Source organism: Nonomuraea sp. NPDC049646 (genome assembly GCF_044465525.1).
Taxonomy (GTDB): Bacteria; Actinomycetota; Actinomycetes; order Streptosporangiales; family Streptosporangiaceae; genus Nonomuraea.
Genome location: NZ_JBITLU010000007.1, coordinates 14,517 through 39,931, shown reverse-complemented (window position 1 = coordinate 39,931; position 25,415 = coordinate 14,517). Strand labels below are relative to the sequence as shown.

At 68.8% G+C, this 25,415-nt stretch carries 29 protein-coding genes and 1 pseudogene; 12 read left to right on the top strand and 18 right to left on the bottom strand.

Annotated elements, in window-relative coordinates; all coding sequences use genetic code 11:
* Positions 1–402: 402 nt before the first annotated feature.
* Entirely contained in the window at positions 403–1,320 is a 918-nt protein-coding gene (locus ACIBQ8_RS21405; protein ID WP_364343812.1) for a hypothetical protein, read from the top strand.
* Here ACIBQ8_RS21405 and ACIBQ8_RS21400 read toward each other — a convergent pair.
* Positions 1,283–1,543, bottom strand: coding sequence for a hypothetical protein (locus ACIBQ8_RS21400; RefSeq protein ID WP_397192792.1), 261 nt, complete (start codon positions 1,541–1,543; stop codon positions 1,283–1,285). The genes ACIBQ8_RS21405 and ACIBQ8_RS21400 overlap by 38 nt on opposite strands.
* A gap of 117 nt (positions 1,544–1,660) precedes the next feature.
* On the opposite strand from ACIBQ8_RS21400, the gene ACIBQ8_RS21395 reads away from it, so the two are divergent.
* Together ACIBQ8_RS21395 and ACIBQ8_RS21390 are read left to right on the top strand one after the other, a co-directional pair.
* Entirely contained in the window at positions 1,661–2,353 is a 693-nt protein-coding gene (locus tag ACIBQ8_RS21395; protein WP_397192791.1) for a phosphotransferase family protein, read from the top strand.
* A gap of 183 nt (positions 2,354–2,536) precedes the next feature.
* Positions 2,537–3,007, top strand: coding sequence for a hypothetical protein (locus tag ACIBQ8_RS21390; RefSeq protein WP_397192790.1), 471 nt, complete (start codon positions 2,537–2,539; stop codon positions 3,005–3,007).
* 14 nt (positions 3,008–3,021) lie between these two features.
* Here the strand turns inward: ACIBQ8_RS21390 and ACIBQ8_RS21385 are convergent, their stop codons facing one another.
* From ACIBQ8_RS21385 to ACIBQ8_RS21370, 4 genes are all read right to left on the bottom strand, one after another.
* Positions 3,022–3,522, bottom strand: coding sequence for a hypothetical protein (locus ACIBQ8_RS21385; protein ID WP_397192789.1), 501 nt, complete (start codon positions 3,520–3,522; stop codon positions 3,022–3,024).
* Between the two features lie 455 nt (positions 3,523–3,977).
* A complete protein-coding gene (locus ACIBQ8_RS21380; protein WP_397192788.1) occupies positions 3,978–4,352 on the bottom strand; it encodes a hypothetical protein in 375 nt (124 codons plus the stop codon).
* On the bottom strand, positions 4,345–4,767 hold the full coding sequence (locus ACIBQ8_RS21375) for a hypothetical protein (RefSeq protein WP_397192787.1): 423 nt from the start codon (positions 4,765–4,767) through the stop codon (positions 4,345–4,347). The genes ACIBQ8_RS21380 and ACIBQ8_RS21375 overlap by 8 nt, the downstream gene beginning before the upstream one ends.
* A complete protein-coding gene (locus ACIBQ8_RS21370; protein WP_364343788.1) occupies positions 4,767–4,919 on the bottom strand; it encodes a hypothetical protein in 153 nt (50 codons plus the stop codon). Before ACIBQ8_RS21370 ends, ACIBQ8_RS21375 begins: the two co-directional genes overlap by 1 nt.
* Before the next feature lie 195 nt (positions 4,920–5,114).
* Between ACIBQ8_RS21370 and ACIBQ8_RS21365 the strand changes: the two genes are divergently transcribed.
* Positions 5,115–6,230 (top strand): hypothetical protein, encoded by a 1,116-nt coding sequence (locus ACIBQ8_RS21365; protein ID WP_397192786.1) that lies wholly within the window; start codon positions 5,115–5,117, stop codon positions 6,228–6,230.
* Here the strand turns inward: ACIBQ8_RS21365 and ACIBQ8_RS21360 are convergent.
* A complete protein-coding gene (locus ACIBQ8_RS21360) occupies positions 6,227–6,922 on the bottom strand; it encodes a TetR/AcrR family transcriptional regulator (protein ID WP_397192785.1) in 696 nt (231 codons plus the stop codon). The two genes, ACIBQ8_RS21365 and ACIBQ8_RS21360, sit on opposite strands and share 4 nt — an antisense overlap.
* Before the next feature lie 87 nt (positions 6,923–7,009).
* Between ACIBQ8_RS21360 and ACIBQ8_RS21355 the strand changes: the two genes are divergently transcribed.
* Positions 7,010–7,930, top strand: coding sequence for an NmrA/HSCARG family protein (locus ACIBQ8_RS21355; RefSeq protein ID WP_397192784.1), 921 nt, complete (start codon positions 7,010–7,012; stop codon positions 7,928–7,930).
* A 688-nt stretch (positions 7,931–8,618) separates the two neighbouring features.
* Here the strand turns inward: ACIBQ8_RS21355 and ACIBQ8_RS21350 are convergent.
* Positions 8,619–9,692 (bottom strand): glycosyl hydrolase family 18 protein, encoded by a 1,074-nt coding sequence (locus ACIBQ8_RS21350; RefSeq protein ID WP_397192783.1) that lies wholly within the window; start codon positions 9,690–9,692, stop codon positions 8,619–8,621.
* Between the two features lie 165 nt (positions 9,693–9,857).
* Here ACIBQ8_RS21350 and ACIBQ8_RS21345 point away from each other — a divergent pair, with 165 nt between their 5' ends.
* Positions 9,858–10,061: a hypothetical protein gene (locus tag ACIBQ8_RS21345; protein WP_364344121.1), complete on the top strand. Its 204-nt coding sequence runs from the start codon at positions 9,858–9,860 to the stop codon at positions 10,059–10,061.
* Positions 10,062–10,098: 37 nt separating this feature from the next.
* Here the strand turns inward: ACIBQ8_RS21345 and ACIBQ8_RS21340 are convergent, their stop codons facing one another.
* Positions 10,099–10,221: a hypothetical protein gene (locus tag ACIBQ8_RS21340; RefSeq protein ID WP_364344118.1), complete on the bottom strand. Its 123-nt coding sequence runs from the start codon at positions 10,219–10,221 to the stop codon at positions 10,099–10,101.
* A 117-nt stretch (positions 10,222–10,338) separates the two neighbouring features.
* Here ACIBQ8_RS21340 and ACIBQ8_RS21335 point away from each other — a divergent pair, with 117 nt between their 5' ends.
* Together ACIBQ8_RS21335 and ACIBQ8_RS21330 are read left to right on the top strand one after the other, a co-directional pair.
* Positions 10,339–11,070 (top strand): hypothetical protein, encoded by a 732-nt coding sequence (locus ACIBQ8_RS21335; RefSeq protein WP_397192782.1) that lies wholly within the window; start codon positions 10,339–10,341, stop codon positions 11,068–11,070.
* Between the two features lie 489 nt (positions 11,071–11,559).
* Positions 11,560–11,892: pseudogene (locus ACIBQ8_RS21330) on the top strand (transposase); the annotation flags it as partial.
* Between the two features lie 67 nt (positions 11,893–11,959).
* On the opposite strand, the gene ACIBQ8_RS21325 reads toward ACIBQ8_RS21330, so the two are convergent.
* Positions 11,960–13,297, bottom strand: coding sequence for a multicopper oxidase family protein (locus ACIBQ8_RS21325; protein ID WP_397192781.1), 1,338 nt, complete (start codon positions 13,295–13,297; stop codon positions 11,960–11,962).
* A 463-nt stretch (positions 13,298–13,760) separates the two neighbouring features.
* Here ACIBQ8_RS21325 and ACIBQ8_RS21320 point away from each other — a divergent pair, with 463 nt between their 5' ends.
* On the top strand, positions 13,761–13,943 hold the full coding sequence (locus tag ACIBQ8_RS21320; RefSeq protein ID WP_397192780.1) for a hypothetical protein: 183 nt from the start codon (positions 13,761–13,763) through the stop codon (positions 13,941–13,943).
* 374 nt (positions 13,944–14,317) lie between these two features.
* Here the strand turns inward: ACIBQ8_RS21320 and ACIBQ8_RS21315 are convergent, their stop codons facing one another.
* The 4 genes from ACIBQ8_RS21315 to ACIBQ8_RS21300 all read right to left on the bottom strand — a co-directional run bounded on the left by ACIBQ8_RS21315 (position 14,318) and on the right by ACIBQ8_RS21300 (position 18,830).
* Positions 14,318–15,127 carry an alpha/beta hydrolase gene (locus ACIBQ8_RS21315; RefSeq protein WP_364344109.1) on the bottom strand — a complete coding sequence of 270 codons (810 nt, stop codon included), beginning with the start codon at positions 15,125–15,127 and terminating at the stop codon, positions 14,318–14,320.
* Positions 15,124–16,443 (bottom strand): MFS transporter, encoded by a 1,320-nt coding sequence (locus ACIBQ8_RS21310; protein WP_397192779.1) that lies wholly within the window; start codon positions 16,441–16,443, stop codon positions 15,124–15,126. The genes ACIBQ8_RS21315 and ACIBQ8_RS21310 overlap by 4 nt, the downstream gene beginning before the upstream one ends.
* Positions 16,444–16,521: 78 nt before the next feature.
* A complete protein-coding gene (locus ACIBQ8_RS21305) occupies positions 16,522–18,276 on the bottom strand; it encodes a sulfatase (protein ID WP_397192778.1) in 1,755 nt (584 codons plus the stop codon).
* The gene (locus ACIBQ8_RS21300; protein WP_364344100.1) at positions 18,273–18,830 is read right to left on the bottom strand and encodes a PadR family transcriptional regulator; all 558 of its coding nucleotides are present in this window, start codon (positions 18,828–18,830) and stop codon (positions 18,273–18,275) included. Before ACIBQ8_RS21300 ends, ACIBQ8_RS21305 begins: the two co-directional genes overlap by 4 nt.
* Before the next feature lie 67 nt (positions 18,831–18,897).
* Between ACIBQ8_RS21300 and ACIBQ8_RS21295 the strand changes: the two genes are divergently transcribed.
* Positions 18,898–19,875: a formylglycine-generating enzyme family protein gene (locus ACIBQ8_RS21295; protein ID WP_397192777.1), complete on the top strand. Its 978-nt coding sequence runs from the start codon at positions 18,898–18,900 to the stop codon at positions 19,873–19,875.
* A 308-nt stretch (positions 19,876–20,183) separates the two neighbouring features.
* On the top strand, positions 20,184–21,050 hold the full coding sequence (locus tag ACIBQ8_RS21290) for a recombinase family protein (protein WP_397192776.1): 867 nt from the start codon (positions 20,184–20,186) through the stop codon (positions 21,048–21,050).
* Between the two features lie 86 nt (positions 21,051–21,136).
* On the opposite strand, the gene ACIBQ8_RS21285 is transcribed toward ACIBQ8_RS21290, so the two are convergent.
* From ACIBQ8_RS21285 to ACIBQ8_RS21265, 5 genes are all read right to left on the bottom strand, one after another.
* On the bottom strand, positions 21,137–21,778 hold the full coding sequence (locus ACIBQ8_RS21285) for a flavodoxin (RefSeq protein ID WP_397192775.1): 642 nt from the start codon (positions 21,776–21,778) through the stop codon (positions 21,137–21,139).
* Between the two features lie 122 nt (positions 21,779–21,900).
* Positions 21,901–22,398, bottom strand: coding sequence for a helix-turn-helix domain-containing protein (locus ACIBQ8_RS21280; RefSeq protein ID WP_397192774.1), 498 nt, complete (start codon positions 22,396–22,398; stop codon positions 21,901–21,903).
* Between the two features lie 349 nt (positions 22,399–22,747).
* Positions 22,748–22,909 (bottom strand): hypothetical protein, encoded by a 162-nt coding sequence (locus ACIBQ8_RS21275; protein WP_364344127.1) that lies wholly within the window; start codon positions 22,907–22,909, stop codon positions 22,748–22,750.
* Entirely contained in the window at positions 22,852–23,331 is a 480-nt protein-coding gene (locus tag ACIBQ8_RS21270; protein WP_364344085.1) for an enoyl-CoA hydratase/isomerase family protein, read from the bottom strand. Before ACIBQ8_RS21270 ends, ACIBQ8_RS21275 begins: the two co-directional genes overlap by 58 nt.
* A 241-nt stretch (positions 23,332–23,572) precedes the next feature.
* Positions 23,573–24,478 (bottom strand): NAD(P)H-binding protein, encoded by a 906-nt coding sequence (locus tag ACIBQ8_RS21265; protein WP_397192773.1) that lies wholly within the window; start codon positions 24,476–24,478, stop codon positions 23,573–23,575.
* A gap of 266 nt (positions 24,479–24,744) precedes the next feature.
* Between ACIBQ8_RS21265 and ACIBQ8_RS21260 the strand changes: the two genes are divergently transcribed.
* Positions 24,745–25,413, top strand: coding sequence for a hypothetical protein (locus tag ACIBQ8_RS21260; RefSeq protein WP_364344079.1), 669 nt, complete (start codon positions 24,745–24,747; stop codon positions 25,411–25,413).
* Positions 25,414–25,415: the final 2 nt, after the last annotated feature.

The window sequence follows — 25,415 nt, the reverse complement described above, 5'->3', positions numbered from 1 at the left end:
CTACCCTCAGTCCTTCGAGCTCCAGCCAGGCCCACCAGAGGCCCGAGTGCCACATCAACTGGCTGACGCGGCTGCGCGCCGCACATCGAGAGCGTCACCGCACCACCGACACATCCGTGACTGTCCTTCGCTCACTTGAGCTGTGTCGACGGGCAGGGGAGAGGCCAGCACGCGATCGGGATGCCTGCCGGGCACACCTGGACCTCTCGAACACGGGGCCCTGAATACTAGGGATCTGTGGTCCTGATCGAGCGGTTCTGGGCGTCCTGCTGTTCCGGCCCACGTCGACTGGTGAGGGAGGACCGAGCGACGCCTTCTGTCCCATGCGGGCTCCACCTGGAGCAGGAGCCTCGCCGTGCGCCACAATGGGCGACGATCTTGACTCCCCTCGCTGGACAGGACATGAAATCCCTCATCGCCGCGCTCGCCCTGGCCACCGCTACCCCGACGACCGCCCATGCCTCCGCCACGCCCGACCCGGTGGCCGTCGTGCGCGGCCTGCTGGCCCGCAATGCGGGCGTCACGCTGGAGTTCCTGGGCAACATGGGCACCGATCTGTTCTGGCAGAACGACGCCACCCGCGAGCAACTGTCCGGCGGCGTCGGCCTGAAGGGAACCGGCAAGCTCCAACTGGGCCCCGCCGGGGTGACGGCCTCCGAAATCACGCGCGTCGTCCAGCTGGACGGGCAGCGCTTGATGAAGCAGGAGGCCGCCAAGGGGGACGCCTACTTCGCAGGCCTGCTCGAGTCCGCCGGAACCACCCGCATGATCAGCACCAAGGGCTGGCTGTACCATCTGCCGCCGAAGGCCCGCATGTGGCTCCGTACCGGCCGCGCCGGCGGGGGCGCGGCGGCGTACGGCGACCAGATCATCAACGTGCTGGAGCCGGCCACCCTGGCCAAGCTGCTGTCCACCGCGGACCGGTCATCGGTGACGCCCTGGTACAAGAACCGTACGACCGGCCGCAAGCAGCGCATCTACTCCCGCAGCGGCACGATCACCCTCAAGGAGCTGTACCGGATTTCCCCCACCTTCCGCGACGCGGCGGGCACGTCGGCCGTCGGCACCGACGAGATCTGGTGGGAGTACCTGTACGACGACCGTGGCCTGCCGGACCGGCTCGGCTGGCACTTCGTGACGACCACGAAGGCCGACTCCGTCGGGCTGGGGCACAACCGCATCCGTTCGGTGCGCCTGGTCACGCGGTTCTGGGACTGGCAGGCCAAGGTCTCCATCACCGCCCCGAAGGCGACCCCGGGGCGGGCTCCGGCGGTGGACGAGATCACCGACATCCTGCGCGCGGGCGCTCGCCCTCGCTGACGCGGGCCGGGCTCATCTCCACCACCGTGGGATTGATCAGTTCGCCGGGCTCGGTGTCGCCGGGCCGGCCGAGCCCGCGTTCACCTGCCAGGTGGGTGAAGAAGCCGAGCGCCGTCTGCGAGCGGCCGGCGTCGTGCACGCACAGGAACAGCACGATCGGCACGCCGGCGTCGTCCTTGCCCTCGACGCGGGCCGGCGCGGCTCTCTGTTCGCTGGTTCCCATGAGCCGGGACCGCCGCTGGCCCCGACTCCGCTAAGCTCGCTCGGGTTGCGGTCAAGGCGGGGGGCGACGGCAATGACTGGGGTGTCTGATGGCGCGGTCACGCTGACCGGAGGTCGCATGGCATCAGAAGTCCTCCGAAAGAACGGCACGGTTCTGCGGCCGGCCTCGGATTCCTCTGCATTCATGGCCGCGCTTCTCAAAACTTTCGAGCAGCAGAATTTCACTGGCGCCCCGAAGTTTCTGGGCCAGGTGGACGACAAGGATATGTTCACCTTCATCCCGGGTGACGTGCCTAAGAAATTCCGGCCCTGGTCCGATGACCAGGTAGGAGCGGCGGCCCGCCTGTTGCGTCAGATGCATGACGCAACGCGCGGAAGCGAATTGGCCGGTCGCTTCGATGTGGTGTGCCACCATGACCCCGGCCCCAACAACGCGGTCTTCCAGAACGACACGCCGGTCGCGTTCATCGACTTCGAGCAGGCGGCCCCGGGTGGCCGCCTTGAAGATGTCGCGTACATGGCGTGGACCTGGTCGATCTCGTCGAAACAGACGATGGCGCTGGTGGATCAGGCGGCGCAGGTGCGCCTCATCGCCGACACCTACGGCCTGCACGAGGTGGAGCGCCACGCGCTGACCGACTGCGTTCTGGAACGGCAATCGCGCAATGTCCGTTTCTGGGCAGAGCTCGCGGCACATCCGGAAACAGCCCCAGCTGGACCGGAGGTCCTGGCTGACCGGATCGCGTGGAGCAGGAGAGAGCAGCACTTCGTCTACGCGCACCGTGAGGTGTTCGACCGGGCGCTGGCCTGACCGCTGGCAGGCCGGCTCAGCCGCTAACGTGCGCGTCGACGCACCAGACGTCGACGAAATCCGAAGATCCCGAAACGGCTTCTCAGTGCATGGGAAATCACCGCTGAGAATGGCCAGGATCTCAGCGAATAACGACGTCGCCGGACGACCGAAGGCGCCGGAACTCAGCGGATAATAAGGACGGTGGCGGCCGTGGCAATCCCTGAGGGCCGGACCGGGCGACCGGAGGTCGATCAGTTGCTCGATCGAGCCGACACCGAGCATCGGGCTGTGGCCGAGCTGGTGACGATCAACCACGCCGAGGGCCTCGTCTCCCGCGCCCGGCAAGCCGACCTCGCCGCCGAGCACCAGGCGCTGCATGTGCGGTACGAACGGGCGGAAGCCGAGCTTGCCGTCGCGACGGCAAGCGGCGATCCGGCCCGGATCGCCAGTGCCCGCCGTGTCCGCGACGAGGCGGGCGCCGCTTGCGACCGCGTTGGCCGCACGCTGCGCGAGGAACTGGCGGGGCTGGCGGAGGCGGGCTTCGCGCGCACCGGCGAGTTGCTGGCGAAGATGCGCATCGCCTGGCGGGCCGAGGACACCGCGCGCGAGGCGCTGCGACACAGCACCCGGGGTGCCGGCCCGCTCGGCGGCGACGCTTACGGGCGGGCGTGACCGCGTCATGCGCCTCAGGCCGAGCGCCACGCCAGCGACAGCCGGGCCGCGTCGTCGACCCCCAGTCCGTCGGCGGGCTTGACGACGACGTGATCGAGGAGCAGGGCCAACAGTTCCTTCTGCGTATCCGGGTCCGCGCTCGCCCACCAGCTCTCCATACTCGTCTTGTCCGGCGGGATCAGCTCGGCGCCGCGGCGGTGCGCGAGGGCCAGCAGCAGATCGGGGGCCGCGGCGGTCCGCAGTTGCTGCAGCACCTGCGGCGCCACGGCCGGCACCAGCACGCGCACCAGGCCACAGCCGTCAGCTGGACATGCGAAGGTGACGACTCCGGCGGTCATGTCGGGGATCAGGCCGCAGCCGCACCCGCCGCACATCACCAGCCCGGCCAGGACCAGGTCGGCGCGCCAGCCGTACTCCACTGCCGTCTCCTCGCGGCCGGGAAGCGCGGCGATCATCTCCGTGGCCTGCCCGGCGGTCAGGTCGCCGGCGACGTAGGCGGCATGTACGAGGGCCACCTTGTTCCCATCGTCGGTGTCCCGGGTGTGGGTCTGCCCGGTGTCTGCTGGCAGGAGTGGCGGCGCTGGGGCGTCGGGATGGGGCGGTACGACGGTGAGGCGGCGCGGGGGAGACGCGTCCGCTGCTGGCTGGTCGGCCATGGTGACTCCCGGGGGACGTAACTGCGACCCAGCGTAGGCAGAGGCGCCTGGGCGCGTCATCCATTCGCTGCCGGCCGGGATCCTCCGGCAGCGTTCGATGTTCTCCGACATGGTTCAACGACCTTCGGTCCCCGAAGCATTCGGGCAAGCGCTCGGCGGCTGTCGAGCCGCATGACGGCTGCTTCTACCCGGATGTCAGGGTTCTCGGGGCGGCGGCCGGGGCCACCTGGATGAGTTCGAGACAGTTCTGCACGTCAGTCCCGAACACCGCCGCGCGCCGCTACCGCACCTGACAGCGAGCCTGGGCCTGCGGCTCAGTCTTCGGGAAGAAGCGCGTCGCCAAGGATGACCTCGGGTTGAGATCCGGTCCCTCCGGACTCCATGAACGCGCACGCGATGGTGATGGCGCTTTCGCCGGTGGGGTCGTCCGGCTTCAGCGGGTCGAGGTTCTCGTCATAGGCGAAGGCCGCGTTGCAAGGCTGATCGGCCAGCTCCGCGCCCTGCAGGTTCAGCACCAGGCGGCGGACTTGCCCCACAAGGGCCGGCTCGTTCCAGCCAGGGCGGGGATTGGCCTCAACCGACGTGTCGATGCTGACCTGGACTGACACCGGCACCTGGGAGTGCACCCATCGTCGGGCCATGCCGTCCTCATCGCCGTCGTCAATGCGCGTCATCTCGAGCTCACTCATGCTGATCATCATCATCCCAGGTCAGCCACCGTCCCTGAGGACGACACACCACCGGCATGGCGCGAGATCGCAAAGGGCGCTGCAGGGCGCTGTGGCGTAGCTGGTGCAGGGTCCAGCCTTCGCCGTCCGGGTCGAGCCGAGCTGAGGCGGTCTTGAACAGGTACTCGGCGCGCGGGTAGGACAGCCGGCCCCGCCCGGTCTCGGGGCAGAGGTCGGCGGCCGCGGGAGTACGGGGCCCGGCGGCGATCGCGGTGGAGACGTCGAACAGGACGCGCACGCCGGGCCCGCGCCGGTTGGTCAGCTCGGCGGCGTCGCCGAGCTGCAGCGCGGGATGGCCACGCAAGGCAGCCAGGACCAGAGCGGCGACCTCGCGCACCCGGTCGGCGTCGTCGCCCATGAGACGGAGCTGCACCATCAGACGCTCACCTCCGCCGCGCTGGTCGGGGCGTGGTCGAGCTCGCCGCCCTCGACGCTCACGTACGTCACGTGGCGGTCGCCTTCTTCGCGCGCTGGCACCGTGGCGGCCGCGCGCCGCAACCGGCCCGCGCGGGTCAGCGCCTCCAGCACCCCTGCCGTTCCTGCGGCGGACCCAGTGATGGTCAGCCGCACCTCGTCCCGCGCGCCCGGCTCTACCTGATGGCCCTGCGCTCCCGAACATGGCCCCAGCCCCAAAGTAGGTTCTGATCGGCCCTCCGCTCACGAAGGCCCAGCAGGTTAGCGTGGGTGATCTTGAATATGACGCAAGCGTGCGATAATCCGCCGATGCCTTCACCCGTGGATGCCGTCGTCGCCGCCGAGATCGAGGATCTGCTCGCCGTCCCCGTCGCCCGCTTGGAGGAGCTGGACGGGCACCCCTGGGTGCTCCGCGCCCACCTCGCCGACGGCTCCCCTATCATCGTCAAGCGCCTGCGTCCCGGCGGCTACGGCCTGCGTTCCGCCGCGGAGTTGATGCGCTGCGAGCGCGCCGCGCTGAAGCTGCTCGATAAGGACTTGGGCCTCGCCCACCTGGGGCCGCGGCTGCTCGCGGCGGAGCCCGACACCCAGATGCTGGTGATCGAGGACCTCGGCCCACGCACCGAGCTTGCCCGTCTGCTGCGCCACAACGGCCTCACCCCGGAGCTAGACGACCGGCTCACCGATTTCGCCGCCGCCGAGGGCGAGATCGCCGCCGCCCCCGCCAGCCGCGCCGCGGACTTCGCCACGCGCCGCGCCGAGCTGGGCACCCCGGCGCAGGAACTCGGCGACGGAGAGCACGCCTGGACCGGGCTGTGGCGCACCGCGCCCGAGCGGGCCGCGGAGTTCGGTGTCCCGATGCCGGACGCCGCGGAGCGCGACCTGCGGGCCGCTGGGGCCGAACTCGCCGAGCCCGGGCCGTTCCTGGCCTTCACCAACGGTGACCCCGAGGCGAATAACTATCTCACCATGCCAGACGGCGACGGTCGGTTGATCGACTTTGAGGGGGCGGGCTTCCGCCATGCGCTCACTGCCGCGGCCGGGTTCGCCGTCCCCGGCTCACTGTGGATGGCGGTCTGCGGGGAGCGCCAGATCGCTGCGTTCCGCACTGCCCTGGCGCGCGGCATCCCCGAAGCCGAGGACGACCGGCGGTTCGGGTTCGGCCTCGCCTCGGCGGCTGCGGTCTGGACGGCGATCCGCTCCAACGACCTGCGCAAGCGGGAAGCGCGCGAGCCCGGCGACGACTCGCGGATCCAGCTGGTGGCGGGCCTGGAAGCCGGGGCGCGCACCGCGGATGCCTGCGGGGTCTTCCCCCACTTCGCCGCCTGGTGCCGGTCGACGGCCGAGGTGCTGCGCCGCTGCTGGCCCGACACCGACGTGGACACTGCGGCCATTGCGCCCTACACCTGGAGGTCGCGGCCCTAGCCAAACGCACACGGGCCGAAGCCTGCGGTGTCCTCAAATGTTCTAATGCCGACATCCTCGTGGCCCTGTTCACGAGAATCGGGTCTGTCATCGCCGAGGCCAGGCGGGCGATCGGTGGCCGCGGTCCGGAATCCCTCCAGTCCGAAGGTCAGGAGCCGCTCTCCCTGGGGTGGGGAGCTCTGCTCGCCCGCCCATGCCGCCGCGTTGACCAGCGCGTACAGGTCCGGGGCGGTGACATCCGGCCGTACTTCACCGGCCGTCCGCGCCCGGGCCAGCAACTCCTCTGCGGCAGTGAGCACCGCCGTGCACGCCGCGTGCAGCTCGGAGGTTTCATCCTCGACGGCCTGCATGAGCGTGGCGCCGAGCCCTCGGTAGATCGTCGTGTGCACCATTGCCGCCCGCGCCCAGGTGGCCAGGCCGTCGAAGGGTGAGCACGCGGTGAGCAGTTCGGCGCCGGTCGCGGCCAGGGCCTGCATCCGATCGCCCATCAGCGCCTCCAGCAGGGCCCGGCGGGTGGGGAAGTGGCCGTAGAGCGTGCCGTTGGCCACCCCGGCCCGGCGCGCGATCGCCTCCAGGGAGAAGTCCGCGCCGTGCTCGGCGAACGCGGCCGCCGCCTCGGTCAGCAGCCGTTCGTAGTTGCGGTGTGCGTCGGCCCGCATGCGACGGCGGGGTGGCGGTGTGCCGGCGTTCATAAGCAGAACCCTCGCTTGCAAAGTTGAGACTGTCTCGATATTTTTCTCGGGACAGTCTCAACTTTACCGTTTCCGGAGGCCCCTCACATGACCACACCCGTGGAGCATTCGCTCACCTCCACCACTGCCGCGAGCAGGGCCGGCAAGCCTGTCCTGGTCACCGGCGCCACAGGCCGACAGGGCGGAGCCACCGCCGCACGCCTGCTGGCCGACGGCTGGCCGGTCCGCGTTCTGGTCCGGGATCCCGGCGCCACGGCCGCCCGCGAACTGGCCGCAGCGGGCGCCGAACTGCTGATGGGTGACCTGGACGATCCCGGCAGTCTCAAGGCGGCCATGGCCGACGCCCACGGCGTCTTCGCCGTCACCCCCGACGACCCGGACAGCGAACGCGAGATCCGGCGCGGCCGTCACCTGGCGGAGGCTGCGGCTGCGGCCGGCGTCGCCCACCTGGTCTTCGCCTCCGTCGGCGGTGCCGAGCGAGGCACCGGCATCTCCTACTGGGAGAGCAAATGGGCCATCGAGCAGCACATCGCCGCTCTCGGACTGCCGGCCACCATCCTGCGACCGGTGCGCTTCATGGAGAACCACGCCATCCCCGGGCTTGCGCTGGGCGGCATCTCCGCCGACGGAGTCCTGCGCCACCTGTTCGCCCCCGATGTGCCCGTGCAACTCGTCGCCGTGAGCGACATCGGCGCCTTTGCCGCCCTCGCCTTCGCCGACCCCACTGCCCATCTCGGCCAGGCCCTGGAGCTGGCAGGCGACGAACTGACCCCCGAGGCCACCGTGCGCCTGATCAGCCGGCATCTCGGGCGCCAGATCACCTACCAGCAGGTCGACGGCGAGGAGCTGAACCTGAGCAAGGACGCCACTCGGGCCTTCACCGCCCAACGCGGACTATGGCGCGCCGACATCCCCGCCCTGCGCCACCGCCACCCGGACCTGCTGGACTTCCCGAGCTGGCTGGACCAAGGCGGCGCCGAAGCCATCGCCACACTCCTCGAAGGCTGACCCCGTCCAACCGATCCGTCAGGAACGGGTGCGGCTTGCTCGTCTGTGCGTCGAACTACGAAGTCGCGATCACATGTGTTCGTGGGGGAACCACCGGGATGGCCGGAGCGGGCCCGCATGGTCGCGACGTAGCGTCAGCAGCCTTGTTCATGTGGTGATTCGTCCCACGGTGTTCGTTACTCGCCGGCACCGCCAACGACTCCTGCCAGTCCCGAACACCTACTTTGGGGCTGGGGCTAGCTTCGGGAGCGGAGGGCCCTCAAGCAGCCCACGGCCGACACGGTCACAGACGGCGCTGGCCTCATCGCAAGCTCGGCGGGCGCTGAGGAGCCGGCCCGGATCGCCGGCGGCCGACGCGGCGGCGAGCTGGGCTTCGGCCTGCTGGTATCGCTCGTGCAGCGCCTCGTGTTCGGCGAGCCGGGCTCGGGAGACGATGCGCTCGGCGTGGGTGATCGTCACGATCTCGGCTACCGCTTGATGTGCGGCGTCGGCCTGGTCTAGGCGCGTGTCAACCTCGGGCTGTCTGGTCCGGCGCCGGTCTGAGTTCGTCATCGATGACCGCTCCTTATTATCTGCTGAGTTTCGTCCCCGCTTCTACAGCGCTGGCAACGACACTAGGGGCCCGTCACCGAATCTCGGACGGGTAATTGGTCTGTCCCGGGACCGGCGGCCCGGTCCCGGGAAGCGGTCAGCTTTGCCGTAGGGCGGGCATCGGGAGGGGGATGGCGTACGCGGTGGCGCCGCCGCCCACTCCTCCCTCGCAGGAGTTCGGAGGTGCGGTGGTCACGCCCCTTGTGGAGGGACGTTCGGCGGCCCAGAACATGTAGCCGAGCATGCCGGAAGTGAGTCCGGCACCCTTCGGCGCGGCCGTCTGGACGAACGATCCCGTGGACTTCTGCAGCGAGGTGCTGAAGTTCGTGCATTCGGGGCGGACCTTGCTCCCTTCAGCGATGTAGAACGCGCCGGTGAACTTGGCCGGAGCCAGTGACGGGATCGGCGGAGAGTAGGTGGTCTTGCCGTCGATGTGCTCCTGCCAGTTGGCGATGGCGTCGGAGCTCCTGGGCTGCTGGGCGGGCACCATCGCGTTGGCGTAGTCCAGGACCGGGGTGTCGGTGCGCAGCCAGTCCGCGGTGGCCTTCCTGGTGATGTCGATGAGCCAGCGGTCACCGGCGGCGAGGTCGATGGTCAGCCGGGCGGCTGGGTTGGCACCGCTCGCGTCGTAGGGCAGGGCGGAGCGGTAGGCGTTGACGAAGGCCTGCAGACCGGCCAGGTCGGGCTTGCTGTTCTCCTCGTAGTCGATCTCTATGCCGACGCCGAGCCGCTGGGCGACCTCGGCCGCGTTGCGCCCGAACTGCGCCGCATTCTCCGCCAGGGCGGAGTTCCACGCGGTGGTGTACGTGATGCCGCCGATGGAGAGCATCACGCGGATTCCGCGGCTGGTGAAGTAGTTCACGATGTCAGCGGTCATGCCACGCGGTACGCCGTCGAGGGTCTGCGTGTCGGTGGTCTTGTGCAGCAACTTGACCGGGTGGACGAAGCTGAGCACCACGAGGTTGACCGAGGGGCGGCCGTCTCCCCGGTCGATCAGCCAGTGGTTCTTTGCGTCGAAGTCTGTTGTGCTGCGGACGTTGCCCCAGATACAGGCGTCATCACCGCAGTGCCAGGCGCCGTAGACCTGCAGCGGGGTCGCAGCGGCCTGTGCGGGGACGGGCAGGAGAAGGAGGGGGAGGAGTAAGGAGACGAGCGCGGCCAGACGGCGCATGCCGATACCTCCGTTCACGAGGAACTGGAAAGGAGGTTAACTAATTCTGCACGGTGCTGTCCCTCCCCCGGAGGACACACCCGGGTCCCACAAGGGCTCGCGTCGCCATGAGCGCTCAGCTAGTGGCCCATCACCGAATGTCGGACAAGTAATTGTCCTTCGGTGGTGAACCCTGAACTGGATCGAATCAGAGTCGCCGCGCTGCGCTACTACACGCTGAACGGCACCGACCACCGCAGTCATGACGAGCAGAACGCGGCGATCGGTGCCTACGTCCGCTGGCGCAACGCCCGAGCCGAGCCCAAGACGAACTTCGCCGCCTGTTCACTGATCAGAAGCTGGACCAATTACCCGGCCAAGGTTGCGTGACAGACCACTAGCCACTGAGCTTCGATCGTAGGGATCTTCAGACATCGTCGTCGGCATCGGGCGCGTCGGGGTCGCGCAGGGCGCGGATGGCCTTGAGCACCTGCTCAAACGGTTGCGCTTCACGCTGGCCGAGCCTGCAGGTGATGTCGGCTATCGGCACGCGGTCGCGACACTCGCCCTCCTCGCCGCACCTCGGCCTCCCCAGCCGAGGCGGGAAACTCCACACCGACTCGGCAAACCGCATGGCGGGGAGCTCGCCGCCGGTTACGGTGCTGGCATGCTGGTGCGTCTGCTGTGGAAGCCTCTGCCCGAGTCGTGGCCGCAAGCGGCGCCCCTGCGGCCGGCGAGGCTGCGCGGCCTGGTCGCCCGGATCCGGGGGATGGCCGCGGGCGTGTCGCGGGACGACGATGTCGAGCGGCGGCTGCGGCGGGGGGCGATGCAGGCGATCGTCCGTGAGTCCTTCCAGGAGACAGTGGCCGAGCAGGACGGCGAGCATCGCGGGCCGGCCGTGTTCGCTGAGACGTGGAAGGCCCGTCTGGCTGCTGTCCTGGCGCAGGAGAGCGTCGAGGTGGCGGGCTGGGGCGAGATCATCATCGCCGAGTTGGACACCGATCTGGGATGGAGCTTGTACGAGGCGGCCAGCCGTGCTCGAGCAGAGGCGATCGCGCGGGCCGTGGCCACACCGGGCCGTCGCCGAGGGGCGGATGACGGGCCGACCGTATCGTATGAGTTCTCGATCGCCGCGGGTGAAGAGGGTTCGTTCGGGCGCGTCCGGTACGGGATCTGTGAGCCGTGCGGAGTCGGCCTGCTTAAAAGGATCAGTTTCTCGCCTGAGTGGCAGTGCTGCGGGTTCGGCACGCTGGCCCTGCGCGAGCTGGAGACCCGCCACCCGGGCCTGACCTGGTACACCACCGGCCAGTACGCGCACACTCAGGGCTTCTATCAGCGATACCGGCGCCGCAGTACCAGCCCCTGGACCGCCGATCAACGGCCATGCCCGCACCTTTGACAGCTTGAGCGTCACTGCCGGCGCCGGGTGAGAGCCCGGCGTCCGATCGCCTGGGAGCGGGGCACGCGCGGAGGGCCCGAGTTGGGCCGTGTCACAGCCGTCCTGGGCCCTCCTGCGGTGGGCGCGTTGGCGATCCCCCGTCAGCGCACGATCGCAAGGGGCTGGAGTTGCCGGCCGGGATGTACGTGTCCAGGAATCGACGAGGTGCCCAGTCTTGATCCCATAGTCCGAGACGTTCCAGGTCTGGGCGCATAGTGAGGGCCTTGAGGTCGGCGAGCCAGTCAGCATCGGCCGGCGTCGCTGGACGAAGTCTCCATGGTCTATCCATGGGAAGAAGATATGTGTCGCACCCTTGTAATCCGTGACACCTCGCGATCTCGAGGGTCGGGGTCACATGGCGACGGCCACCGCGTGATCATTCGGGGTTTGTGAAGACAACCAAAAATCGTGCTGTGGCCGCGGGCCACAGCGTAGACCCCTGATGGCTGGATGGTCATCTTCAATGAGCTGACGGCCCGGATCGCCGGTCGGTTCGGCCGCGTTGAACCACGCAGGGCCGCGACCGCTTACGTGCGCGGGCTGCTTGCCGACATCGACCGCAAGAACTGCTGGAACCTGGCCGAACACGCCGCCGACAACGGCCCGCAGGCGCTGCAGCGGCTGCTGCGCACCGCCCGCTGGGACGCCGAGGCCGTGCGTGATGACGTGCGCTCGTTCGCTGTCGACCGGCTCGGCTCCGGCGGTGTGCTGATCGTGGATGAGACCTGGTTCCTCAAGAAGGGCGCCCGTTCGGCCGGGGTACAGCGGCAATACAGCGGCAGCCGGTGATGAGTGCGGACCTTTCGCCGACCCGCCTTGAGCCGGGTCGGATACCCGAGGTCCGGATTGCTCAGTGTCCCGTGTGGGTGGGGATGGTGAGGTTCACCTGGCTCTCAGTACCGGGGTTGACGATCACGAATTGCCCCATCATGCCGGAGTCTTCGTGGCGGAGGATGTGGCAGTGGTACATGTACGGCGAGGCAGCGTCGGTGAAGTCGCCGAACTGGACCGCGAGCCGTACGACGCTCTTGGAGGGCACGTAGACGGTGTCCTTGTGGCCGGTGGCGTAGGCGGGCGGCGCGGCGCCGTCCACCTCCAGCACCTGGAAGGCGACCTCGTGGATGTGGAAGTTGTGGGAGTAGACGTTGTTCTCGATCTCCCAGATCTCGATGGCGCCGGCGGGCACGACCTCGTCGATGCGCGCCATGTCCATCTCTTTGCCGTTGATGGCGTCGTGACCGCTGAGCTTGAAGCGGCGCACCTTGGCGCCGGCGGGTGCGGTGATGGGAGTCAGGGAGGCCAGGCGGGCGGGGACGTCAGGACTCGGCTTGAGGTCGTTGGCGGCGGTGAGCTTCAGCAGGTCGAAGTCGCCCTTGCCGATGTCGACGCCGTTGTCGGTGGTGTGCAGTACCACCTGCTCGCCGGGTGCGAAGGCCACGATGATCTCCGCGCGCTCGCCGGGGGTGAGTGAGAACGCCTCAACCTCGACCGGCGCCCTGAGCAGGCCGCTGTCGTTGGCGATGATGTGGAAGCGGCGTTTGTCGGCGAAGGCAAGGTTGTACATCCGGGCATTGGAGCCGTTGAGCACGCGGAAACGTACGCGCTCGGTGGTGACGGTCAGGTAGGGGTTGTAGGTGCCGTTGACGAGGATGTGGTCGCCCAGGATGCCGAAGGTGCCCTTGAGCGGGTCGCCGTCGAAGGAGCCGTCGGCGGCGAACTTCTTGTCCTGCAGGATCAGCGGGAAGTCGTCGACGCCGTAGTCGGCGGGCAGATCGAGATCGAGGTCGTCGTCAAGGATGAACATCCCGGCCAGGCCGCGGTAGACATGCTGAGCCGTCGTGCCGTGGGGGTGCGGGTGGTACCACGAGGTTGCCGCGGGCTGGTCGATCGTCCAGTGCGGCGTCCAGATGGCGCCTGGCTCGATGGGCTGGTGCGGACCGCCGTCCATCCGGGCCGGCAGGCGCATACCGTGCCAGTGCACGGTGCTGACCTCGGGTAGCTGATTGCGTACGGCCATCTCGACCTTGTCACCACGGCTGGCGCGCAGTGTCGGTCCGAGGAACGTCCCGTTGAAGCCCCAGGTGGGCGTCTGTTTGCCGGCCAGGATCTGCGTCCGGCTGGCCTGCATGGACAGTTCGAAGCGCCGTACGCCGTGCTTGTCGGGCTTGGGGTGAAGCAGCGGGGGCACCCGCAGGGCATTGCCGAAATCGAGTGCGGCCGCCGGAGACGAGGAACTGGCGTCGGAACCGGAGCTACAGGCCGCTGCCAGGCCGGACAGAGCTGCGACCGTGAGGAACGTACGTCGATGCACGGTCGAAACTTTAGCGATCTATCCCTGTTCGCTATGAATCGCGGGGTTTGGCGACGGCCGACGCGGCGAGGGTCGTGATGATGATCTCTTCGACCAGACCTTTGGTGACACAGACAACAAGAAGCGAACACTGACAGCCTCAGCTGCAACTGTTAAGTCCCGGGCAGTGATCATCACTGATCACGAATCTTCGGCAGCGCGGGGAGCGCGATCCAGCCCTCTGCGACGATCGCTGCGCGGACCTCGGCAAGCAGCGTGGCTGTGAGCCATAGCTGGCGGAGCCGACGCCAGGCAGCCCACAACCTGAGCCCACCGGCGCAGCCTGACAGAATCGTGACCCATGATCGACGCACTCGGCACGCCGCCGGCGGACCCGCGAACGCGGCAGGGGCAGCGCGTCAAGCGGGTCAACCTGCGCCTGTCCGACGCCGAGCATGGCGTGCTGGAGAAGGCCGCCCCCCGGTACCGGCAGACGCTGGCCGGGTACGTGAGCGCCGCCGCGCTGGCGGCCGCCGCGATCTGAAGGAAAGAAGACTGTGGTGGACCGCATCACTCGGGAGGACCTGCTCGCGCTGCAGGCTGGGGCCGTGCAGTTGGTGGAGGCCCTGCCGGCCGATGCCTTCCCCACCGAGCACATTCCCGCGCGCGCAACGTGCCCGACCAGGTGTCGGCCGAGCTGGCCGGGCAGGTGGCGCCGGATCGGGCGGCCCCGGTGGTGGTCTACTGCTCCGGGCCTTACTGCAACACTCGAAGATCGCGGCTGCCGCGTTCGTGCGGCTCGGCTAGGCCCTCCACTCAGATTGCTGCGACCGCCCGAAGGCCAGAGTTATGTTCGGGAGCGGTACGTATGGGTCACAACATGGCAATACTGCTCGGCAGTCGCGGCGACATCGTCCGTCACTGCAGGTTCTTCTGGGCACTCCTCTCCCAGGCGGTGTTGGTGTCGAGCTCGGGCGGGGAGCCGACGAAGGCCGTACGAGCCTCGGGGTTGTCCTGGAGCGTGTACATGAGCCACGCCGTCACGTATCCGAGAGGCCCGCTCCCCGCACCCTTGATCATGGTGTGGGAGCCGTCCTTGAGTATCGCCATGGCGGCAGGTCCGGGGACGCTGTCGTAGTACGCCTGGACGGCCCGGTAGGGCGACAGCAGCAGGTCGCGGCCACCGCTGGCGAAGAAGACCGGGCAGGTGAGCTCCTCCACGTGCATCTCGCCGATGGTGGCGGCGGCCCAGGGGGCGGGCAGGGAGACGGCGACGACCGCCCTGATCAGGCCGCCGGAGTGGTTCGCGGCGTTGATCGCGCCCATGGCGCCCTGGGAGGAACCGATCGCGCCGACCCTGGTCAGGTCGAGCTTGCCGTGGAACACGCTGGCGGGATCGGCGTCGGCGTCCTCCAACAGACGGACGCCGGCGAGCATCTCGGTGCCGGAGCCGGTCGAGCCCGAGGTGGCGGCGATGACGACGAATCCCCAGGAGGCGAGCTGGTTCAAGATTCCGGGGAAATCCTCGGGCGTGGTGTTGGTGCCGTTGCCCCAGGTGACGACGGGGTGGCGGAAGCCGCCCGCGCCGAGGTCGGCCGGGTAGTGCAGGCGGTACGCGGTGCCGACCTGGGCGGTGGTCACGGCCCAGGGGCCGGGGGCGGTGTAGCTGGTCTCGACGGGGAAGCCGGTCAGCAGGAGGAGGGCGGTGGTCACGATGCGGCTGATCATGCGTCCTGCACCGCCTGCTCACGCCGGGCCTGCAGCTCCTGCTGGACGCGTTCCGCGTCGGGCGTGTACGTCCGGTAGAGCAGGCTGAGAAAGGCGCCGTTTGCCAGCATCAGGATCACGAGCACCCAGAGGAAGACCACCTGGAGCCCGATCACGTCGCCGAGGAAGCCCGCGCCGAGGCTGAAGACGGCCCAGGCGATGGCCTCGAAGATGTTGATATAGACGGTGAAGGCCGACCCGCGCAGCTCGGGCGGGGTGATGGCCATGACCATCGGCCGGTTGATGCCGGGGTTGACGCCCTGCATGCCGCCCATCAGCGCGAAGAAGACCGAGAAGAGCGCGATGGAGCCCAGGTCGAACTGGGTGCCGATGAACGCGGCCGCCGCGAAGCCGAACTGGGCGCCCTGCAGGACCGCGACGAGGCCGTGACGCGGGCTCCGCCGTACCGCCCAGTCGGCCATGAAGCCGCCGGCGAAGTTGCCGAGGAAGTAGCCCACGCCGTACGGCAAGAGCACGACCGAGGCGACGGCGGTGGTGTAGCCGTAGACGTCGACGAGGAAGACCACGGCGAAGACTCCGAGGAGCAGATGCCCGGACAGCAGCCGGGACCCCAGCAGGATGAGGAAGCTGGGGATGCGCAGCAGGGACAGGGCGCGGCTCCAGGTGAGCTCTCCTTCGCGGGTACGCGCGTCCAGCCCGGCCAGCCGGGGCTCGGTCGCGCCACGGCCCGGGTCGCGGAACCAGAGCCAGATGGCCGCTCCGAGCAGCATGTTGAAGGCGCCGATGCCCCACAGGCCCCACCGCCAGCCGTCGTCGACGTTGGCGAGCTGCCCCTTGATCGGCCCGAGGACGGAGGCCACCAGGGCGAGCACACCGTACAGGAGACCGACGGCGCGGCCGCGGGAGGCTTGGTCGAACAGATCGCCGATGATCTCGGTGACGATGGGGTGGGCCGCGGCGTATCCCGCTGCCAGGATGGTGAAGAAGATCAGTAGCTGGGCGAAGTTCTGGGAGAAGCCCGCGGCGATGCCCCAGACGCCCCACAGGCCGATGGAGACGGCCAGTACGGCCCGCCGCGACCAGCGCCGGGCGGCCCAGACCCACAGCGGGCCGCTGAACGCGCCCACGATCTTGCCGGCTGCGGTGAGGACGCCGAGCGCGCCGAGGGAGAGCCCGAGCGCCTGCCTGATGACGGGGAAGAGCGCCGAGGCCAGGCTGGCCTCCGTGCTGTCGACGAGCATGGCTCCGCCGAGCAGCGATAACTGCCGCCAGCGACCCCGGATGATGACGGGCGCGTCCTCGATATTCTTGGACATGACGCCACCTCTTTCTGTGTGGGAGGAGAGGGTGTTGAAGCTGGTGGCGGGGATGCCGCCCCGCCACCAGCGGCAGAGTCAGAGCTTGGCGAGCTCTTCGGCGATGGCCCGGACCTTCGCCGGGGGGAACGAGCCGCCGGCCATGGCGGCCAGGTCGAGCAGCGGCGTCCCGGCCACCAACTGCAGGATCTCGCTGTCGACGATCCCCGGCAGATGCCTGGCCAGCACGTCGGCGGCCTGCGGATCGGCGATCAGCGTCCTGAGCGGGTCACGCACCGACAGCCTGCCCTCGGGGAACTCCTGCGGGGTGGGGAGCGGCGCGGCGAAGCTCGTGGCCTGCGCGCGCTGGGCGCGCACGAGCAGGTGGTCGGCGGTGACCTCGCCCGTCTCCGGCAGGCCGAGCCGCTCGAACTGGCTGGGCGGGGCGTCGTTGGCCCGCATCGCCTCGACGAGCAGCGCGGCCATCCGCAGCTCCACCTCGTCGTCGACGATCGGTTCGAGCTGCTCGGGGTCGGTCTCCAGGTCGAACAGGAGCGTGCCCATGTGGAAGGGGTTGATGAAGCTCCGGCCCGGCACGCGCACGGTCCGCACGCCCTTGGTGAAGGGGAACGGCTCGGCCAGCTCCATGTCGGCCAGCTCGGCGGGGGAGAAGCGGCCGCGCATGTGGGTGGGCATGAGCGTGTGCTCCAGCAGGGGCGCGTTGTCCGCCGTGGCGGGGGCGCGCATGTAGACGTAGCGGCCGTCGGTGACGTTGACGTGGCCGCCGTGCGCGCCGAACAGGCCGGCCTGCCGTACCGGGCCAGCCTGCAGCGGCAGGCCCTGCATGGCGTCGGGGATCTCCACGCCGAAGTAGTCGAGCAGGGTGGGCGCCAGGTCGATGGTCTGCACGAGGGCTTCGCGGCGCTCGCCGGCGGACCGGGTGCGGGGGTCCCAGACGAACAGCGGCAGCCGCACGAGCTCGTTGTACCAGGGCTGCACCCACTTGGCCCACCAGTTCTTCTCGCCGAGCATGAAGCCGTGGTCGGTGTTGACGATGAGCAGCGTGTCGTCCCACAGGTCCAGTTCGTCCATGAGGTCGAGCACGCGGCCGAGCGAGTGGTCGCACATCGACAGCAGCGCCGCGTACTCGTACCGGGCGTGCCGCACCTGGTCAGGGGTCTCGGTGACGCGCTTGTAGTCGGGCCAGTCGAAGTGCGGGCCGTCGTAGTCGTGCGGGTAGAGGTCCTTGAACCGCTGGTGGCTGAAGAACGGCTCGTGCGGGTCGAAGGTCTCGATCTGCAGGAACCAGCGCTCCTGGTCGGCGTTGGTGCGGATGAACTCCAGTCCCGCGTCGAAGGTGCGCGTCTGCGAGTGGCGTTCCACGGTGTCCATGTACTGGCGGTTGATCCAGTCCTGCCGGTAGCCGTCGCGGCGCATGCGCTTGACGTCCTCGGGCATCTCCGGATCGGCCACGTGGCCCTTCCAGGGGTCGCCCTCCTGGCCGCGGAAGAACTCCCAGGTGGTGTAGCGGTTGTGATAGGTCGCGCCGCCGTCCTCCCAGTAGTGGTAGTGGTCGCTGACCAGATGTGTGTAGACGCCGTGCTGGCCGAGCAGCTCCGGCATCGAGTCGTCGAACGGCTCCAGCGGGCCCCAGCTGCGGTGCAGGAAGTTGTAGCGTCCCGTGTGGAGCTCCCTGCGCGCGGGCATGCATGGCAGCGATCCCGCGTAGCAGCTGTCGAACGTCGCGGCGCGCTCCGCCAGGCGGGCGAAATTCGGCGCGTGCGTCCAGTCACCTCCGTAGGGCGGCAACATGTGCCTGTTCAGGCTGTCGAACATCACCATGATCGCTCTCATCTGGCCTCCAGCCATGTCTTGGTCTCCTCCAGCCATGCCACCCACCGGTCCACCCCGGCCGCGCCGTACTCGTGCAGGCGGTCGAAGGTCGCCTGGGCCAGCTCCTGGTCCAGTTCGGGCAGCGGATCCTCGAAGCGCATCGTCCGGCCGCGGTCACGGTTGCGGGTGATCTGCGCACGCCGGTAGCCGAGCTCGGTGTCGATCATCCGGAGTGCCGCCTGGCGGTCCAGCGCCACCGTGAAGCCGAAGCGGGTCAGGAAGTCGGCGTCCTGGAAGCGGCTGGTCGGCTCGTACGGCGAGCGCACCCACTGCATCAGGACCTCGCGCCCCCGAGGGGTGAGGCGGTAGACCTTCGCGTCCGGTCTGCCCTCGCGCGGGTCCACCTCGAACTCCACCCAGCCGTCCGTCACCATCCGGCTGAGCAGCCGGTAGATCTGGCTGTGGTGTGCGCGCGAGCGCACGAACTGGCCCTCGGTCTCGACCCATTTGCGCAGGTCGTAGCCGCTGTAGGGGCGCATGCTCAGCAGAGCGAGCAGGACGAACTCGAATCTCACCGACTATCTCCTATGTGCGGATGCACTTATGTGAGTTGATTCATATACTCTGCCCATGGAGCCGTCAATGACCTGTTGCAGCCCCTCCACCGGTGACGCGCCGCGGCCCCCGACGCCCGTGACCCCGTCGGTCGCCCCGGTCGCGCACGACGACGTGCCGCTTCCCGGCGGGTCCTTCCTCATGGGTGACGCCCACGGCGAGGGCTATCCCGCCGACGGCGAGACTCCCGTCCATGAGGTACGGCTGGAGCCCTTCCGCGTCGACGTCACCGCGGTCACGGTGGAGATGTTCGCGGCCTTCGTCAGCGACACCGGATACCGCACCGAGGCCGAACGCGCGGGCGCGTCCTCCGTCTTCCGCCTCGCCCTGGCTGCCTCGCGCCACGACGTGCTGGGGATCGATCCGGCGGTGCCGTGGTGGGTCGTGGTCTGCGGCGCGGACTGGCGTCACCCCTTCGGGCCGCTGTCACGAGCCGAGCCCGATCACCCCGTGGTCCACGTGTCGTGGGACGACGCCGCCGCGTACTGCGCGTGGGCGGGCAGGCGGCTGCCCACCGAGGCCGAATGGGAGTACGCGGCGCGCGGCGGCCTGTCAGGGCAGCGCTTCGCGTGGGGGGAGGAGCTGAACCCGGGGGGCGCGTGGATGTGCAACATCTGGCAGGGGCGCTTCCCCTCCGACAACACGGCAGAGGACGGCTGGCTGGCGACCGCTCCCGTTCGCTCGTACCCGCCCAACGGCTTCGGCTTGTATGAGATGACGGGAAATGTCTGGGAATGGTGTGCCGACTGGTTCGGCGCGACCTACTACGAAGAGTCACCTTCGGTCGATCCCCGCGGCCCCCAGGCGGGGGACCGCCGGGTGATCAGGGGGGGGTCCTACCTCTGCCACGACTCCTACTGCAACCGCTACCGCGTCGCCGCTCGCTCGGCCAACACCCCGGCCTCCAGCAGCGGGAACTGCGGCTTCCGAACCGTGGCCGCCCTGGGCGGCGGGCCTGACCGGGGTAGGACGAGCGCTGGGCAAAGCTTCCCGGCATCGGGGTGATGGGCGGTCAGCGGCGACGCGCCGTCACCGCGTTTGCCATGCGTACCGGCAGCCTGTCGAATCCCGCATGCCGGCCGTTCTCGTAGCGCCGGGTGGCCCCTCCGTACAACTCGGGGCCACTCGGGTTCGTGCGACGAGCCCCAAAAGTAGCTCTCTGTGACAATGACTACTCTGAGTGTTCTCAGAAATGACGAGTTCTGACACGCCGTGCCGACCCGCCAGACGGTGTCCGGTTCGTCCTCGCACGTCGTTCTTATAACCTCTCGCAAAACCGTGTTCTCACAACAGCGCGCGGTAGGTTCTGCGACATGTGTGATCTTGCCGATCCGGCGGCCGCGGTCGAAGGCTTCGATTGCCCGACGTGCAAGGTGCCCGCCGGAAGCGCCTGCCGGACCCGGGGCGGCAAGGTCGCGCCGAAGTACCACACGCCGCGCTTCATGCTGGTGCCGCACCTGCGGGCAGAGCTGGAGGTGAGGACGCCCGCCGACCGCGGTCCCGGCGGGCCATGGGGGACGGGCCCGGCGCGCGAGACCACCGATACCCATGCCACCCGGGCCAGGGCCACGCCCACCCGGGTCGGTTACGCCCGATGCAGTACTGCGCAGCAGGAGCTGCAGAGCCAGATCGACGCCCTGCGCCTAGCGGGGTGTGAGTCGATCTTCTCGGAGAAGATCAGCACGCGCGTGAAGGTGCGGCCGGAGTTCACCAAGGCGATGGACTTCGCCCGCACCATCGAGACGGCGGTCCCGCATCAGCGGGTGATCTTCACCGTGCATGAGATGAAGCGCTTGGGGCGGGGCGCGGCCGAGCTGCTGACCATCGCCGAACAGCTGCGGCGGGCCGATATCCAGTTGGAGTTGCTCACCGGCCCACTGCAGGGCGTGTACGACCCGAGCGGGCACGGGGCCGCGTTGTTCGCGTTCTTCGCCGGGATGGCCGAGTCTGAACGTGAGTACATCCGGGAGAAGTCGCTGGAGGGCCAGGCCTCGGCACGCGAGCGCGGGCGTCACGGCGGCCGACCGAAGGTGTTCGACGACGACATGGCGGCCTACGCCCGCAGCCTGCGCGCGCGAGGCGTGTCGGTGCCGGGGATCGCGGCCAAACTGGTCATCCCCGCCGGCAAGAACAAGGGCCGCCACCCGTCGCTGGCCAGCGTCTATCGGGTGCTGGCCTAGGACGCCGCTCCCGGCGCGCTTGCCTGACCGCTCTGACCGCCTTCCGCTCGCCAACCGAACGCGTCCCCAGCTGCCCAGACAAGGGGTTATGTGCGGGGCAGGCCGGTACGGCGGAGCCAGGCGTCGACGTCGGGGCCGGCGTCAGCGACGGTTTCACCCCGTACGGCCAAGCCTTCGCCGAGGGTGGCGCCGGGGCAGGAGGCGGCGTAGTCGGCTTCGGTGGTGCCCAGGCCGCTCATGGCGAAGGTGGTGAGGGGGCGGATGGTCTTGCCGGTGAAGTCGAACCGGTCGGTGAACGTCGTCATGATCACGGGTGCGCGGACGTTCCAGATAGGGCTGGCCAGCAGCACAACCCGGTAGAGGCCGAGATCGGGCAGGGCGCCGGCGATGGCGGGGCGAGCGTCAGCGTCCTGCTCTTGGACGTTGCGGGCGACGGTCTGCTCGTAGTCGTCGGGGTAGGGGGCGGCGGGCTGGATGCGGTAGGTGTCGCAGTCCAGACGCTCGCTGATCATCTGGGCGAGGACCTCGGTGTTGCCGGTCTTGAGGGTGCGGCGGCCGCCGTAGTGGTAGTTCTCGCCGGGCCGGGAGAAGTAGACCAGCAGGACCGTGCGGCCCGCCGCCGCGGAGGGCGGCGCGCTTACCGGTTGCGAGGCCGGCTCGGCGGCCGACGTGGGTGCCGGTGACGGGCCGCCGCCGCAGGCGCTCGGATGAGCGGTGGTGCCGAGCACGCGGATGCGTCTGGTGGTGTGCTTGATGATGGCCAGGATCTACTGGCGCTGCCCGTTGAGGGTGATGGTTCGATGAAATCACAGGCCGGCAGGGCGTCGGCTTGGGAGCGTAGGAAGTCGGCCTACGTGGTGGACGCCCGCTCGGGCGCCGGATTAAGCCCTGCCTGCTTGAGGATCTCCCACACTGTGGACGGCGCGACCTTGATACCGAGGGTGGTGAGCTCACCATGCACCCGTCGGTAGCCCCAGCCAGGGTTCTCCCGAACCAGGCGCAGGATGAGGGCACGGATCGAGCGGACGGTGGGTGGGCGGCCAGGCCGCTTCGGCCGACAGGTACGAGCGCGACGCCGTTTCATCAGATCGCGATGCCAGCGCAAGACGGTGTCCGGGCGGGTGAGCAGCCGCAGCCGGCGCAGGACCCCGTGGGGCAGCGAGGTCAGGAGAGCAGCAAGGAAGGCTCGGTCCTCGGGCGCGAATCGCACTCTGGTGTCGGCCCCGAGTTGGCGTTCAAGGACGGTGATCTGGTGGCGCAGCGCGAGGATCTCGATGTCCTTGTCTCGATCGCCCATGGGGAGCAACCGCAGCGCGGTGAACGCGTTCGTGACGGTCAGGTAGGCCAAGCGTAGGAGCACAGCGGATCATCCGGCCGTACGTGCTTCCGTCTCCCGGGTGACCGGCGCTCGCGTACGCCGCACAAAACCCTCACAGTGCCCTGACCTGGGCGGATGTAATTATCGGCAGGCGCAGTGTCCTTTTCCGGGGTTGAGGAGCCTGTGGACAGCCGTTGGCGGTACCCATGAGTAACTTGGCGGGTTGCTTTGAGGAACCGCCTCGTGCTGCGAGTGTGCGGCAGAGGCCCGGAACTCCTATGGCTCCGACGAGCCGCTACTTGGGGTGGTGGTAATTAGACTGCCATGAGCCCCAAACGGGGCTGATGGTTGATTGAAGAGGGCGCTCGCCTCTTCACGATCAACGGCTCCGCAGTCGTTCCGAAAGCCACCGTCTCCATCCTGTTGACGACGTCCGGGCAGGTGCGTTCCGCGCGATCTCGAGATTGCCTCGCACGATGCGAGTTATGGGGTGGTCGGGGCCGAGGACCCGCTCGCAGTCGGTGAGGGTGCGTTCGTGCAGGGGGATGGCGCGGGTCGGGTCTCCCTCTCGCGCGAGGCGAAGATCATGTCGCAGGCGAGGGCGAGTTCGTTGCCACCCCCGCGGGCCCGGCCCCTCACCTTGGCAATGGTGATCACCGGGACGTGTGCCAGCTTGTGCAGGAGCATCCCCAGTGAGGCGTCGCCGGGACCGCCGGCCTTCGCCGCCTCCGCCGTGTACTGCGGGACCGCCGCGAGGTCCACATGCGCGGAGAAGTAATCCGGGGAGGCGCTGTCGATGACGACGACGCGCACGTCACCGGGGTCGGTGTGCAGCGTGTCCACGAGCGTGACCAGGTCGCGGACCAGGTCGGCGCCTAGGAGGTTGAGTGGGCCGGCATCGAGGGTGGCGGAAAGTACGCCATCCTCCAGCCGGGTCCGGATCGTGGCGAAGGAGAAGGCCATGACGTCTCCTGTGAGCAATAGGATCCGAGGCGGCCGGGCCGGCAAGTTGTGCCGGGACGAGTCCACGGTGTCCTGCGACGGCGCCTCGAACTGGGTGTGGTGGGGAACTGACGTGTTCACGATCGCGTGCCGTCGCCATGTCTCGCGCCCGTGGCGACCCCTGGTCCTGACCTGGCCGGCCACTGGGCGACGAGACGAGCGAGGTCAGGACGTCGCGCGAGGTGACGACCTTGCGGGCGGTTCAGCCCAGGTAGAAGTCCCGGCGAGCGGCCACGAACACCTCGATCGTCCCGGCCGGCGCGCCGGTCACCCGTTCGACGTCGTCGGAGGCGCGGTCGTAACGGTTCTCGCGGTGCAGCCGGGCCATGGTGGCGATGTGCTCCTCGGTGTGCGGCGGCAGGCCCGCCTTGGCAAGCACCTCGGCCCGCCACCGGTCCAGGGGGACGTCCAGGTAGGACACGGTACGCCCCAAGGCCCGCGAGAACTCCTCGGCCATCTCCGTCATGTCGACCGTGCGCGGCCCGGTCAGCTCGTAGACGTGCCCCACGTGCGGAACGGGATCGCGCAGCACGGTGGCGACCACCCGGGCGACGTCGTCCACGGCGATCGGCGAGGTGCGCCCGGTGCCGAACGGCAGCTCGATCGTGCCGTTCTCCCGGATCGACCGTGCCGCCAGTGTGGTGAACAGCGGATTGTCCAGGAACGACGTCGGCCGGATGTGCACCACCGGCAGGCCGGACCAGTCGAACACCTGCTCCGCCAGCCAGTGCAGCCGCTGCTGGTGCGACTCGGCAGTGCTGGTGGCGGTCATCTGCGACACCGTCATCTGCGACATGTCGACCAGGCCCGTCAGTTCCCCTTGCGCCTTCGCCACGGTGGCCACCACGGTGGCCGCCAGCAGGTGGTCCGGCGACACGGGCATCGCGAAGTACATCCGCCCGGCTCCTTCCAGCGCGGCGGCGACGGTCTCCGGCCGGGTCAGATCGCCGACGACCACCTCCGCGCCCCGCGCACGCAGGTCCGCGGCACGGTCATCGTCCCGGTGAACCATTGCGCGTACCGGCACGTCCTGCGCGCGCAACTGGTCCAGGACCGTGCGGTCTACGCCGCCGGCCCCGGCGATGAGAACAAGGTTGCTGACGGCCATCGGTCGATCTCTTCCTGGTGGTTGATCATCTGTGCGAAGGTGCGATCGCACGGGCCTGTGGGTGTGACGGCATCGCGCAATGTGATCCCACGGCAGGTGTACCCCGCTTGAGTCGGATGAGCCAGGAGGCTGAGAGAGGCGGCGCGCTCTCGCAGCGGCCGACATCTGCCCCGCTGACGGCCGGTCGCCTGTCTCACCCCTGCGTCGGTATGGGACACACACGGGAAGGCAGCTTCATCATCCCCATCGTCAGTCCGATCGGTGTCATGAAGCCCGTGATCATCGAGGGCGACCAGGAACCGTTGATCGACGTCCAATCGGAGATCAACTACTTCCCGAGGCGCGTCACCGGCATCATGGCCGACGTCCTGCGCGAGATACACGAGCTGGCTGTCGTCAGGGAACGGATACCGCCGAAGGAAGATCTGAACCGTGCAGTCGTCGCCGGATTGTCGGCCGACGCGTGCGCCGCCCTGGCGGCGATGGTCTCCGCGCCGAATGGCAGTGACCTGGACATCACCTTCCAATGGGCCCTGACGGCGGCCCCGCCGCGGGCGGGCGGTGACACCGTCGAGTTCCCGACGGAAGCAGCAGGAGCCATCAGAGAGATCGGCCACCTCCTTCGTGACCATGTCAGAGTGGAGGACACCGTCATCTACGGGTTCGTCAGCTCCCTCGATCGGGATCCGGACGACGAAGAAGGCGTCGTCAAGGTGAAGGCCCTGGTCGGTAACCGGGTCCGGCCCGTCAAGATAGTCTTGAGAGGGGACGCCTACCACACCGCGGTGGAAGCGCATGACCTCAAGCTCCGTGTCATCGTCACCGGGCCCATGATGAAGACCGGGGCAGGGACGCTTTCCATGCCTCGAGTGCATCTCTTCAGAGTCGACGACTACCTTCCTTTGGAGACGAGCGCGCAGAGCCGATCGGCGTAGGA